Below are 13,020 nucleotides of genomic sequence, written 5' to 3'. Positions count from 1 at the left end.
GTTCGGTTGACAGCACTACGTTCAACAGCCACACTTTGACAGTGAAACAATTTTGATCCACGTGAGTGCAGCCACCTTAAAAAACGGAGAACCAATAAAGCCATGACCGACGAGCTGAGCAGTGATCAAATAGAAATCATCCAGGAATTTGTTCAGGAAAGCCAGGACATGATCGAGCAGCTGGAGCCGACGATCATTGAGCTGGGACAAACGACTGACAACGAAACAATCAATGCCGTCTTCCGCCTGTTCCATTCCATGAAAGGCAGTGCCGGCTTTCTTGAATTCAACCACATCACCAGCGTTGCCCATGCCGCAGAAAGCCTGCTCGACTTGGTGCGCTCCGGCAAAATGTCCTTACAGCCGGAGCATGTCACCCTGTTGTGTGAGTGCTGTGACTTCACCAAGGAAGCCCTGGAAACGGTTGATGAGCATTTTACCGACGAAGCTATGGCCAAACAGGGCGAAGCCATGGCGACACGTTTCCATGAAGCGATGGACAGCGACTCTGCAGCACCAGCCGACGAAGAGCCTGTGACGCAAGAGCCGCAAACCGTTCCGGAACCTGAAGCGCAAGCCGAAACAGTGCCGCAGCCACAACCCGAAAGTGCCTCAGAAGCAGACGCTGAAGAGATCGACCCCAGCAAAATTGAAGCAACGGATGACCTGACTCTGGAAATCACCCCGGAGATGGTCGAACGCTTTGTTCAGGAGGCGGATGAGCTGCTTGAGACTGCGGAGCAAAGTCTCCTCGAATGGGAAAAAGAGCCGGACAGCCAGGACCATGTGGCCCTTATTTTCCGCAGCATTCACAGCTTCAAAGGCAACAGCGGCTTTTTTGGCTACGGCACCCTTGAAAAGCTCAGTCATCAGATCGAAAACGTTCTTGATGTGGTGAAAAGCGGCGGCTCTTTTGCCACGGAAAACCCCTTTGAAGTTCTCCTGAACTCAGTGGATGCCCTGAAAGACGGCCTCAACGCCCTGACAGAAGACGGCCGCGACGACATTGATGAAATCGACAGCCTTATTGACGCCCTCAAAGCCCTGCCATCACCACGCATTGGCGAGGTCTTAGTAGACAAAGGTGTTGTCGACGAAGAAACCGTCAACGCGGCACTCAACCAGCAGAAAAAACCGCTTGGTGATGTGATTGTGGACATGGGCAAAGCAACCAAAGAACAGGTTGACGAAGCCCTCACCACCCAGACCCAGACCAAAAAACCTGCGGCTCCGGCGCCAAGAGCCAAGCCCAAGGGCAGCGCAATTAAGCGTCAGGACATCCGGGTCGATCTGGAAAAACTCGACAACCTGATCAACCTGATCGGCGAGCTGGTTATTGCCGAGAACATGCTGATTCATAACCCCGACCTTGAAGGGCTGGAGCTGGAAAGTTTCAACAAGGCCGCCCAACAGATGGGCAAACTGGTGCGTGAACTTCAGGAGATGGCCATGATCATCCGGATGATTCCGGTGTCCGGCCTGTTTCGTCGCATGATCCGCCTGGTGCATGACCTGTCGGTCAAGTCCGGCAAGAAAGTTGACCTGAAGCTGTCCGGGGAATCCACCGAAGTGGACAAAACGGTCATTGAAACCATCACCGACCCACTGGTTCACATTCTGCGCAATTCGATGGACCACGGCCTTGAGCCCCCTGACGAGCGCATCGCCGCCGAAAAAGATGAAACAGGCGTCATCCGGCTCAACGCCTGCCATGAAGAGGGCGAAGTGTGGATCACACTGGAAGATGACGGCCGTGGCCTCAACAAAGAAAAAATTCTTGCCAAAGCCATCACAAATGGCCTGATTGAGGGAGATGGTTCCGATCTGACTGACAAAGAGATCTACAACTTGATCTTCCAACCCGGCTTCTCAACGGCAGATAAGATCACCGACATCTCCGGCCGCGGCGTCGGCATGGACGTTGTTAAGCAGAACCTTGAGAAGATCAAAGGTAAAGTTGACGTTGACAGTATTCCGGGCAAGGGAACCAAGATCAAATTACGCATCCCCCTGACCTTGGCTATTATCGACGGCATGCTGGTTCGGGTGGGCACAGCACGATGCATCGTCCCCATCTTGTCGATCAAAGAGGCATTCCGCCCGCAACCGGATGCCATCACAGTCACTCCGGATAATGAGGAATTGGTTCGGGTGCGTGAAAACTTCTTCCCGGTGGTTCGCTTGCATGAACTTCTTGAAACCACACCGGAGCATTCCGACCTTGTGGACGCGATTCTGATTGTTCTGGAATACCAGGGCCGCAGCATCTGTCTGATGGTCGATGAAATTATGGGCCAACAGCAAACCGTTATCAAAGGACTGTCCGAATATATCGGCAATGTCCGCGGCTGCTCCGGCTGCACCATTCTTGGCAATGGCGATGTCAGCCTCATTCTTGATGTTGGCAATCTGGTTGAAATGAAATAGATTGGGCCGAGGTTCTACATGACCCCTAACGACTCAAACGGCGTTCCGGAAATGCCACGCAGTGTGTCAATGATGACCATCAGCGATGAGGAATTCAATGCCTTGCGCCGGTTGATCTATGATCGCTTCGGCATCAACCTCACCGATGAAAAACGTTCGTTGCTGGTCGGCCGCCTGCAGAAGATGCTGCGAACCAGTAAAATCGCCACGTTTCAGGATTATTACGATTACCTGAAAACAGATACCAGTGGCAAAGCGGTCAGTGATCTGGTCAATATGGTGTCGACCAACTACACCTATTTCAATCGTGAAAAAGACCATTTCGACTATTTTTCAAAAACAGCTTTGCCGGCGATTTGCCAGAAACTTGAACAACAGAAACGCAAAGATCTGCGCGTCTGGTGCGCAGGCTGTTCCAGCGGTGAGGAAGCCTACACCCTGGTGATGCTGATGCATGAATATCTCGGCTCACAATACGGCAACTGGGATGCCGGCATCCTGGCCACCGACATCTCTGAGCGCGTCTTGGCGACAGCGACCCAGGGAATTTACGGTGCCGACAAAGTGGCCTCCCTGCCGAAAAACCTGCAGAAGTACTTTAACCGGCTGCCCGATGGCCGGATGCAGGTTATCGACAAAGTTCGCAAAGAGGTGACATTTCGCCGTTTTAACCTGATGAATACGACGTTTCCGTTCAAAAAGCCGTTTCAGATCATTTTTTGCCGGAACGTCATGATTTACTTTGACCAGCAAACACGCAACGCGTTAGTACAACGCTTTCACCGCAGCATGGAGCCGGAAGGATATTTCTTCATCGGCCACTCTGAAACTCTGGGCCGAGACAGCCAGCTTTTCAAATACATCATGCCTGCGGCTTACCAAAAAGGAACTTTGTGATGGCAAAACCGGTACGTGTGCTCGTTGTTGACGATTCCGCCCTGGTGCGGCAGATCCTCTCCAACGGCTTGGCCATGGACCCGGGGATTGAGGTTGTCGGTTCTGCGGCCGACCCCTACATGGCTCGCGATAAAATTGTTCAACTCAAACCCGACGTTCTGACATTGGACGTGGAAATGCCGCGCATGGACGGGGTTGAGTTTCTGCGCAAACTGATGCCGCAATATCCGCTGCCGGTGGTAATGGTCAGCTCTCTGACCCAAAAGGGCAAGCAGATCACCATGGAAGCGCTGGAAGCCGGAGCGGTTGACTTCGTCACCAAGCCGACGACCAATGTGGCTCAGGGGCTCAATGCCATGCTCATGGAGTTGCGCGCCAAAGTCAAAATCGCCTCCACGGCCAATGTGGCGCACTGGAAAGGAAAACGCGTTGAAAAGCGCGCTGCTGTCGCCAACGGAGCATCCAAGGCATTGGCCGAGTCGACCGATAAGGTCGTCGCCATCGGTGCCTCCACCGGAGGAACCGAGGCGATCAAAAAGGTGGTTACTCAGTTTCCAGCCACCATGCCCGGCGTGGTCATTGTTCAACATATGCCGCCCGGCTTTACCAAAATGTTTTCTGAGCGCCTGAACCAATTGTGCGCCATGGAAGTTAAGGAAGCCGAAAACGGTGATCGCATTCGACCGGGACGCATCCTGGTTGCCCCTGGCGCTTTGCAGATGGAAGTTGTCCGCTCAGGGGGCATTTATCAGGTCCGCTGCGCGCCCGGAGAAAAAGTCAGCGGCCATTGTCCGTCCGTCGACGTGATGATGCATTCCGTTGCCAAACACGTTGGTCGTAATGCGGTCGGCGTCATGCTGACCGGCATGGGTTCAGACGGCGCGGAGGGAATGCTGGCTATGAAAAATGCCGGGGCACGCAATCTTGCCCAGGACGAAGCATCTTCGGTTGTCTTCGGCATGCCCAAGGTCGCGTATGAAAAAGGCGGCGCTGAAAAGCTGTTTCCGCTTGACCGCATCGCGAGCCAAGTGATTTCCCTGCTGACGGAGAAATAAACACGATGAGCAATGTGATTCTAGGTGTTGGCGAATTCGGCGCATCCCGAACAGCCGGAGACATTGTAAAGACGTTCGCGCTGGGGTCCTGTGTCGCTGTCATCTTGATGTGCCCTAAAACGCGCACGGTTGGCATGGTGCATGTCGCACTGCCGGAATCCAAAATCAATCCGGAAAAGGTGAAAACCCGCCCGGGTTATTTTGCCGACACCGGTATCCCGGCACTGCTGAAACAGATGGCGGACATGGGCTGTGATCCCCGCGGACGCGGGTTTATTGTCAAACTTGCCGGCGGAGCAAAAATCATGGACCCCAACAACACATTCAACATCGGCAAACGCAACGCGCTGGCCGTCAAGAAGGTGTTATGGAAATATGCCCTAGGTCCCGTTGCCGAAGATCTCGGCTCAACGTACAGCCGGACCGTTTCGGTGTCGGTGTCCAGCGGAGAAGTCATTCTCTCCTCGCCCGGACGCGGCGAGTGGAAACTATAGAAAGGGGGACTACGCATGAAACAACGCGCCAAAAAAGAAGAGATTCTCAAAGCGATTGAAGATGTCCCTCTGCTGTCTCCAAGTGCCTCACGCTTGTTGCAGATCACATCTCAGGAAGATCACGACATCCATGAAGTTATCGACATCGTCAAGTGCGACTCGTCCCTGACAGCTCGGGTGCTCAAGATTGTCAACTCGGTCGCGTACGGATTGGCTCATGAGGTAACCACCATTGATCGTGCCGTCTCCTACTTGGGGGAACGCATGGTCGCGGGCATTGCCTTGGGCGACAGCGCATCGGCCCTGTTTCATAAAGAGCTGCAAGGTTATGAAGGTCCGAAAAGCGAATTGTGGAATCATGACTTGCGTACTGCCATTGCCGCCCGCGAGATCGCCCGATTTGCCAAAGTAACCCTGAGTGCTGACCTGGCCTTTACCGCCGGCATCCTTCATGCCGTCGGTAAAGCTGTTCTCTCCGACTTTCTCGGCCAGACAGCCAACGATGTTCTGGTCAGTATTGACGACCACGAGGTTGAAGATTATCTGGCCGGTGAGCGGGAACTTCTCGGCATTGACCACACTGAGGCCGGTTATGTTCTGGCTAAAAACTGGGAGCTTCCGGAGAGCCTGCAGATGGCCATCCGTTATCACCACATGCCCGCTGAAGCACCAGATGAGTATAAACCTCTGGTTTATGCGGTGCACCTTGGTTGCATTGTTGCCATGATGTGTGGTAGTCAAGCTTCCGATTCATTGCAATACCACCTGGATAAAAAATACACTGATTATTTTGATCTGTCTTCAGAGCAAATTGCATCTGTTATGCTTGAAGTCAATGAAGAGTTCGACAAACTCGACTGCGCGATGTCTGATACAAAGGAGAAATCCCGATGAAAAGGATAGTCATTGCTGACGATTCAGCCACAGCACGCATGATGATCCGGCGGTGCCTGGAAATCGTTGGTCTGATGGATGCGGAATTTGCCGAAGCGGAAAACGGCAAAGAAGCGCTAGGCCTGGTCAAACAGGAACAGACCGATCTCCTCGTCAGCGATCTGAATATGCCGGTCATGGACGGCGAAGCCTTGCTAAAATGGGTCAAGGCCAGCCCGAGACTGACTGATCTGCCCGTACTGATCATCACAAGCGCCGGCAATCCGGCCAAATCGCAGGAATTGCTCGACATGGGAGCATTCTCTGTGGTCAACAAACCGGTCAATCCGGCGATTCTCAGTGAAGTATTAACGCCGTTACTGGACTCGGAGGAAGACTAACATGCAGGAATTCGAACAGATCCTTCAGGAAAAAATCACATCCGTTCTCGCTGAGACACTCGAAAACATGGCTTTTCTTGATGTCGACGAAAGCAGCCGTGAAGAGCTTGAGGAACTTGATGGCAAGCGCCTGAGTGTCACCCTGATGGTTGCTAAGCCGATTCTACTGGAGATGCGTCTGGAGATGGGCGAAGAACTGCTAATGCAGGTCGTTGAAACCGTTTACACCATGGATCGTGATGAGATCACTGAACAACAGGTGGAAGACCTTCTAGCTGAATTTCTCAATACCTTGGCCGGTCGATTCATGGCCGAAGTGCTTCCGGAAGACCAGACCTTTGCGTTAAACCTTCCGGAGATCAACCAAGGCGATGATTTCAGCGAAACAGACTCCCACAGTTACTACTACCTGGCAGATGAACTGCCGGTTATCGTCGAACTGACTTCGGCTAATGGCGACGAACTCGCCGAACTTTTAAGCGACTCATAAATAAAAACACCAAGAAAGGATAGACCGATGGGGAAACGTGTACTTGTTATTGATGATTCCAGCACCATGAGAAAAATCGTATCTCGTTCTTTGCGCCAGGCAGGCCTGGACTTTGATGAGATTCTTGAAGCCGGTGACGGCCAGGAGGCATTGAATCTGCTTGAAAATGAGAGTGTCGACCTGATCCTCAGCGATATCAACATGCCCAACATGGATGGCATCGAATTTCTGCGCCAGAAAAAAGACAACGCCGCCATTGCCGGAATTCCCGTGGTCATGATCACCACTGAAGGCGGCTCCGACATCATTGGTGAAGCAAAATCCCTCGGAGCGGCTGGCAATATCAAGAAGCCTTTCACACCGGACAAAATTGAAGAAGTACTCGGTGGCCTGATTTAATCTGTCGATTTCAACCTCAGATCACAGGTTCTGAGATTGCATTGATGCAGGAGGAGAATTTTGGATTTACAAAAAAACATCACCGACGCCACCAAAGAGATCTTTGAAACCATGATCATGCTGGGCATCACACCTGGCGATCCTCTCAAAGAAAGCGTTAAAAGCTTTACCTGCTCGGTTTCCGGTGTAATCGGGCTTGCAGGCACCTGCCAGGGGATGCTGGCGATTCACACCCCGGACAACGTTGCCAAAGCTATTACCAGCAGTTTTCTGGGAATGGACGTTGATGAAATCAATGATGACGTCACCGATGCCATCGGTGAGCTGGCCAACATGCTTGCCGGTAATATCAAAATGGTTCTCGATGGCGCCGGTAAAGATGTCACCCTATCCATCCCGTCCTGCATCCACGGGGATGAATACAGCATGGACTGTGTTGCTGATGCGGATTGGGTTGTCGTACCCTTTACCATCGAAGCGGGGAGTTTTCTCGTCGAATTGCAGCTGAAAACCTGTTGACCTGCAATCACCTTCAGACCATTTAACAGGCTGTTGAAATACAGCCTGTGGAACCCATGGACGGGATTACAGACTCAAAGACATGTATTCTCAAATGCTTGAGTCTGTAAGCAAGACGGAAATCACATTTTCGGTTTGTGTCGTTAAAAGCCCCCCGGATGGGGCTTTTTCAACATCCTGTAAATAGAGAACTTGACCAAACCTGTCGCAATGACTTGTCTTAACAGACCTTTGCGACAGGTTCTGCTTCGGAGAGTTGCGTGGATTTAGACCTGCAAAAACAAATCATAGACAGCACTCAGGCGGTGTTTGACACGATGCTGATGATGCCGCTGACCCCGGGAATGAGCCTGGCGGAAAAAGTGTATGAATTTAAAAACAGTATTTCAGGCATGCTCGGCTTTGCCGGTGAGATCCAGGGTATGCTCACCATCCATTGCCCTCAAGAAGTTGCCTTTGCCATCACCAGTGCACTGCTGGGTATGGATGTTGATGAGGTTGATGCCGATGTCAAAGACACTGTCGGTGAGATGGCCAATATGATCCTGGGTGGCATCAAAGATGGCTTCACCGAGCACGGCGTTGAAATCAACCTCGCCGTACCAACGGTTCTCGCTGGGCGGTCCTATCGTGTCAGCGGCATGGACGACGCCTCCTGGACCACGGTTCCCTTTTATCTCGATGAAGGGGAACTTCTCGTCGAACTCAAACTCAAAGCACCCAAGTAGACAGGTAACTTTGTGGCGGTTTCAGCAGTTGTACAAAGTGTTTTCAACACAATTTTAGAACAACTGGCGGAGGAAGTCGGTGCCCTGCTCGGCACGACAGTCGACCTGACCGACCACCGCATGGACGTCCTGAACAAAGAAGAGCTGTTTGCCATCAACCGTGGTCGTTCCGTTTTATCGACCATGGTCATCTCCGGCGATCACACCGGAGATGCGTTCATTATCAGCGACCTCAAGGATTCCGTCATTCTCGGCGGCACCCTGATCATGCTTCCCAAAGATCAGATTGAGGAAAACTGCAAAATGCGCACGTTTGAGGGGGAAGCAGCCGATGCCTATGGTGAAGTTGCCAACATCATTGCCGGCGTCTACACCTCGGTTTTTCTGGATATGTATCCGGAAAACATGCATTTCAAACGCACCACCGTCGACGACTTTATCCCTACCCAACTGGACCCTCAGGCAGACCAACCGTTCCCTCCGGGCGAATACTTTCATACCAGTTGCGCGATCACTCTTGACGAATACGAGATGCACCGTCTCGAAGTCATTATTCCGGCACAACTGCTTGGCTTGGGCAGCCAACCTGCCGAACCGCAAGTGGCGCCGGAACCCGAACCGGAGCAGGGGCAGGGGCAGGAGCAGCCACAAGCCACTGCTGAGCCTGAAGAGCAACCGACTGACGCAGATGAAGAGGTCGATGAGCCCGCCGTTGAGGAACCGGCTGAAGAGGTCAAATATGTCGACTGTCCGACCGCTGATCGCGCTCTTAAAGCATCATTGACTCAGTGCGCTGAAGAAGTTGGCAGCATGCTCGGCCTCGAACTCGAGCTGGAAAACCTGACGACACGCTACGTGTCCAAGGAGGAATACTTTTCCCGCCCCGGTAAAAAAGCCATTGCCGCTGAAATGCTCGTCACCGGGGATAGCGAAGGAACCGGTTATTTCATCACCGAGTTGAAAGATGCCATCTACTTCGGCGGCACCATGATCATGCTGCCGGAAGAGGAGATTGAAAACCACACCAAATCCGGGGAACTTGGTGAAGATCTCGAAGATGCCTTTGGTGAAGTCGCCAACATCATCAGTGGCGGCCTGGTTCAGAACTTTGATGAGATGTATCCGCGCAAGTTCCATCTCAAAAAAGGAGATCTGCACCTCTTCACACCGACCAAGGTTAAAGTCGAAGACCCAGAGCCCTTTCCCGATGATGAATACTACCAGGTCTCAGCCACGCTCAACTGCGAAGAACGTGACTTGGGGGAACTCAGCTTTTTATGTCCAATCTCTGTGTTGCATCTTGCACCACGTCCAGCTCCCACCGGTGGCTGGGGCGAGCCAGAGCAAGCTGCACAACCGGAGAAAAAAGCTACTGCAGCGCCGGCAGCAGCAACGGAACCGGCCGAAAAAGCAAAACCGGCGGCAGCCCCAGAGGAAAAACCGGCCGCCATCGTCATTGTTGGTGATGACGATGCTCAAAAGAACTTCTTTGCCTCCAGCCTCACAGCGGCTGAGCCGGCAATCCTTCAATTCAGCACCGGTGACAATTTCAGTGAGGCACGCCAGTTTTCCGTACTCGGCGCGTTTCTCATCATGAACAATGTTGATGAACAAAGCTTTGCTCACATGATCAAAGTGCGTTCTGAAATTCCGGCGCAGAAGCCGCTCATCGTTGCCGGCCCCCAATGGACCCGCTCCGATGTCATCAAGGCGGTTCGCTACGGCGCAAACGACATCCTGCTGACTCCGGCAACAGAAGATGAGATCCGTGAAAAAGTCGAAACAAACCTGAAAACATCTTGCCAATAGCGCCTCAAACAGCGACAATAACACCACGTTTTTTTCTGTGTTAACCCGTTTCACATCTCTGGAAACAATCGTGTCCCACATTCTTCTGTTTGACAGTGATAACAACACGCGCACAGCCCTCAATGAGGTCATCCGTGGTGAAATTCCAGCACCGGTCCTGACGGCTGATACGTGCCCGCACGCGCTCGAACAGATTCGTAATCACAGTGTGACACTGGCCTTTTGCCAACTTGGCGACCAAAACGATGATGCTCTGGAGTTAATACAACAGATCAACACCCTCAACCCGCACATTGTCACCATTTTGCTGGTGCCGGAAGAAACCACCATCGGCACCAAACGGATTCTCCAATCCGGCGCCCATTTTTTCCTACACGCACCGACAACGCCGCAGGAGATCATCCAGCTGACCCACAGGGCCCTGCAACATGCCCTGCTGCTGCAACCTGCCGTTGAATCCGAGCCCAAACAGGACGACGGATTCTCCGACATCATTGGCCAATCGTCGTCCATGCAGCACCTGTTCACGATGATCACCCGACTCGCCGATGACGGTGAGAGTACCATCCTCATCCAGGGAGAAAGCGGTACCGGTAAAGAGCTGGTTGCCAAAGCCGTTCACCTCAACAGCCCACGGCGCAACGCCAACTTTGTACCGCTCAACTGTGCGGCGATTCCCGACGAGCTGCTGGAAAGCGAACTGTTTGGTTATGAAAAAGGGGCTTTTACCGGCGCCATAAACAATAAGAAAGGCCGCTTGCAGCATGCCGAGGGCGGCACCCTGTTTCTTGATGAAATTGGCGACATGAAGCCATCTCTGCAAGCCAAGCTGTTGCGCGTAATTCAGGAAAAAGAGTTTGAACCCGTCGGCAGCGTCAAAAGCATCAAAGTCAACGTCCGCATTGTCGCGGCTACCCACCGCAATCTGGAAGAGGCCGTCGCCAAAGGATCGTTCCGCGAAGACCTGTATTATCGGCTAAATGTCATTCCACTGCAGATTCCGCCGCTACGCGACCGTAAAGATGATATCGCGTTGTTGCTCGAACACTTTACCCAGAAATTCTGCACCAGCAAGAAACGCCACATCTTCACCTATTCCGACCAGGCCTTAAACTGCCTGAAACGTTATCCATGGCCCGGCAATGTCCGCGAACTGGAAAACCTGGTTCAGCGGCTCTCGATCCTTCATATGGGCGAAACCGTAGCCCCCAAAGACCTGCCGGAAAAATACCTCCATGAGGAAGTGGCTCCCAGTCTGCTGACCCGCTTCAACGAACAGGGCACCACCGACTTCAACTCACGCGTCAGCGAATTTGAAGACCGCCTGATCCTTCAAGCACTGATGCAAACCGGTGGCAACAAAAAAGAGGCCGCGGAGCTATTGAACCTCAAACGCACCACGTTGTTGGAAAAGATCAAGAAAAAGCAGCTCGATAAAGCTTTAAACAAACTGGAAAACCAGTCCGGGCTGTAAACGATACGATTGCGGTTGCAAATTGTGCCGCAATAAGCTATACACTTGCCTCTATGCGCGATTAGCTCAGCTGGATAGAGCGCTGCCCTCCGGAGGCAGAGGCCATAGGTTCGAATCCTATATCGCGCGCCATAAACATCAAAGGGTTAGCCGTTTTCGGCTAACCCTTTTTTTGTTGCAATAGTTACTGCCCGAGGCGGCGCATGGCTTGGATGCGTTGATACAAACTGGGATGGGAATAATGAAAGAAAACATAGGCCGGGTGCGGCGTCAGATTGCTCAGATGATTAACCGACAGCTTCTTTAAGGCCGTAATCAAACTTTCCGCATCATGGTGTTCGACAGCAAAAGCATCGGCCTGATACTCATTGTGACGCGACCACAGATGCATCAGTAATCCCGTCACCAACGAAATGGGGCTGTACAACAGAGCAAAGGCCACCAGCCCGACATGAAAGGCCGCCTGATCAACACCAAGAGCCTGACAAAACAGCGCATGCTCCAAGAACAACGACATCAGATAGAAGATCACTCCGGTCTGGACGATGGAAAGCACCACGCCCTGCAACGTGTGCTTTTTCTGGTAATGGCCAATCTCATGGGCCAACACCGCCACCACTTCGTCGCAGCTCAGATCCCTGATCAGTGTGTCAAACAGCACAATGCGCTTTTTCGCCCCTAAACCGGTAAAGTACGCATTGGCCTTAGTGGAGCGTTTTGACCCGTCCAGAACGTAAACATCCTTCACCGGAAAAGAAACTCGTGAACTAAACGCTTCGATCGATGTTTTGAGTTCGCCCTCTTCCAGCTTCGTCTGCTTGTTGAATAGAGGAACAATCAGATTGGAGTAAAACAGGGTGAAAAACAGACTGAATCCGGTCACGGTGATCCAGCTATACAACCAGAACAGCGCCTTGGTCTGATAATAAAACCAAGCAATTCCCGTCAGAATCGCACCACCGAGAATCACCGTTAGCAACCAGCCCTTGAGTTTATCGGTGACAAAGGTTTTGCCATCCATGGTGTTAAAACCGAAACGCTGCTCAATCACAAAGGTCTGGTAAAGATCAAACGGCGTGGACAACAGATCTTGAGCCAACCATAACGCACCAAAAAAGATCAGCGCCTGGATAATCCCGTTGCCGGACAGTTGTTCGGCCATACCATGCAGCCAGGCAAAACCATCGACACCCAGAAACACCAGTACCAGAACCAGGCTGAAGGTTGATGTGGCAAAACCGAAACGGGTGGTCACCCGTTGATAGTTCTGTTGCTGGCGATACTTTTCCGCGTCATACAAATCCTGTAGTTCAGAAGGAGGAGTGTGCCCCATCCACCGACTATTCAGGACATCGACAACACGCTCCAGCGCATAATCGGCAACCAGAAGAATAACAATGATTGTGAACAGGATCGATGCCATGGTCATGGGTCAGATGGTGGATCTATACAGG

13 protein-coding genes and 1 tRNA gene are annotated in these 13,020 nt (G+C 52.2%); 13 read left to right on the top strand and 1 reads right to left on the bottom strand.

What is annotated here, in order from left to right:
- The first annotated feature begins 102 nt into the window (after nt 1-102).
- From DACE_RS08380 to DACE_RS08320, 13 genes are all read left to right on the top strand, one after another.
- Nucleotides 103-2,427 (top strand): chemotaxis protein CheA, encoded by a 2,325-nt coding sequence (locus tag DACE_RS08380; RefSeq protein ID WP_006000259.1) that lies wholly within the window; start codon nt 103-105, stop codon nt 2,425-2,427.
- Between the two features lie 18 nt (nt 2,428-2,445).
- Nucleotides 2,446-3,324, top strand: a complete 879-nt coding sequence (locus tag DACE_RS08375) for a CheR family methyltransferase (protein WP_006000257.1) — start codon at nt 2,446-2,448, stop codon at nt 3,322-3,324.
- Entirely contained in the window at nt 3,324-4,379 is a 1,056-nt protein-coding gene (locus tag DACE_RS08370) for a protein-glutamate methylesterase/protein-glutamine glutaminase (protein WP_006000255.1), read from the top strand. Before DACE_RS08375 ends, DACE_RS08370 begins: the two co-directional genes overlap by 1 nt.
- A gap of 5 nt (nt 4,380-4,384) precedes the next feature.
- Entirely contained in the window at nt 4,385-4,873 is a 489-nt protein-coding gene (locus DACE_RS08365) for a chemotaxis protein CheD (protein WP_006000253.1), read from the top strand.
- A 15-nt stretch (nt 4,874-4,888) separates the two neighbouring features.
- Nucleotides 4,889-5,767: an HDOD domain-containing protein gene (locus DACE_RS08360; protein WP_006000251.1), complete on the top strand. Its 879-nt coding sequence runs from the start codon at nt 4,889-4,891 to the stop codon at nt 5,765-5,767.
- Nucleotides 5,764-6,147, top strand: coding sequence for a response regulator (locus DACE_RS08355; protein WP_006000248.1), 384 nt, complete (start codon nt 5,764-5,766; stop codon nt 6,145-6,147). Before DACE_RS08360 ends, DACE_RS08355 begins: the two co-directional genes overlap by 4 nt.
- Nucleotide 6,148: 1 nt before the next feature.
- Nucleotides 6,149-6,637 (top strand): chemotaxis protein CheX, encoded by a 489-nt coding sequence (locus tag DACE_RS08350; protein ID WP_006000246.1) that lies wholly within the window; start codon nt 6,149-6,151, stop codon nt 6,635-6,637.
- A 27-nt stretch (nt 6,638-6,664) separates the two neighbouring features.
- Nucleotides 6,665-7,036, top strand: coding sequence for a response regulator (locus DACE_RS08345; RefSeq protein ID WP_006000243.1), 372 nt, complete (start codon nt 6,665-6,667; stop codon nt 7,034-7,036).
- Nucleotides 7,037-7,096: 60 nt separating this feature from the next.
- Entirely contained in the window at nt 7,097-7,555 is a 459-nt protein-coding gene (locus tag DACE_RS08340; protein WP_006000241.1) for a chemotaxis protein CheX, read from the top strand.
- Between the two features lie 260 nt (nt 7,556-7,815).
- The gene (locus DACE_RS08335) at nt 7,816-8,283 is read left to right on the top strand and encodes a chemotaxis protein CheX (protein WP_006000239.1); all 468 of its coding nucleotides are present in this window, start codon (nt 7,816-7,818) and stop codon (nt 8,281-8,283) included.
- 12 nt (nt 8,284-8,295) lie between these two features.
- On the top strand, nt 8,296-10,092 hold the full coding sequence (locus DACE_RS08330) for a hypothetical protein (protein ID WP_006000237.1): 1,797 nt from the start codon (nt 8,296-8,298) through the stop codon (nt 10,090-10,092).
- Nucleotides 10,093-10,162: 70 nt separating this feature from the next.
- Entirely contained in the window at nt 10,163-11,566 is a 1,404-nt protein-coding gene (locus DACE_RS08325) for a sigma-54 dependent transcriptional regulator (protein WP_238326408.1), read from the top strand.
- Between the two features lie 55 nt (nt 11,567-11,621).
- Nucleotides 11,622-11,698, top strand: a tRNA-Arg gene (locus DACE_RS08320).
- A 52-nt stretch (nt 11,699-11,750) separates the two neighbouring features.
- Here the strand turns inward: DACE_RS08320 and DACE_RS08315 are convergent.
- The gene (locus DACE_RS08315; RefSeq protein WP_198912570.1) at nt 11,751-12,989 is read right to left on the bottom strand and encodes a M48 family metallopeptidase; all 1,239 of its coding nucleotides are present in this window, start codon (nt 12,987-12,989) and stop codon (nt 11,751-11,753) included.
- Between the last annotated feature and the right edge of the window lie 31 nt (nt 12,990-13,020).

The sequence above is a fragment of the Desulfuromonas acetoxidans DSM 684 genome (genome assembly GCF_000167355.1).
Lineage (GTDB): Bacteria > Desulfobacterota > Desulfuromonadia > Desulfuromonadales > Desulfuromonadaceae > Desulfuromonas > Desulfuromonas acetoxidans.
This window is presented reverse-complemented; position numbering and strand designations above follow the sequence as displayed.

Excerpts from the sequence above, each read along its gene's own strand:
- DACE_RS08380 (WP_006000259.1), top strand. The coding sequence starts at position 103 with ATGACCGACGAGCTGAGCAGTGATCAAATAGAAATCATCCAGGAATTT.
- DACE_RS08375 (WP_006000257.1), top strand. The coding sequence starts at position 2,446 with ATGACCCCTAACGACTCAAACGGCGTTCCGGAAATGCCACGCAGTGTG.
- DACE_RS08315 (WP_198912570.1), bottom strand. The coding sequence starts at position 12,989 with ATGGCATCGATCCTGTTCACAATCATTGTTATTCTTCTGGTTGCCGAT.
- DACE_RS08345 (WP_006000243.1), top strand. The coding sequence starts at position 6,665 with ATGGGGAAACGTGTACTTGTTATTGATGATTCCAGCACCATGAGAAAA.
- DACE_RS08355 (WP_006000248.1), top strand. The coding sequence starts at position 5,764 with ATGAAAAGGATAGTCATTGCTGACGATTCAGCCACAGCACGCATGATG.
- DACE_RS08360 (WP_006000251.1), top strand. The coding sequence starts at position 4,889 with ATGAAACAACGCGCCAAAAAAGAAGAGATTCTCAAAGCGATTGAAGAT.
- DACE_RS08350 (WP_006000246.1), top strand. The coding sequence starts at position 6,149 with ATGCAGGAATTCGAACAGATCCTTCAGGAAAAAATCACATCCGTTCTC.
- DACE_RS08365 (WP_006000253.1), top strand. The coding sequence starts at position 4,385 with ATGAGCAATGTGATTCTAGGTGTTGGCGAATTCGGCGCATCCCGAACA.
- DACE_RS08370 (WP_006000255.1), top strand. The coding sequence starts at position 3,324 with ATGGCAAAACCGGTACGTGTGCTCGTTGTTGACGATTCCGCCCTGGTG.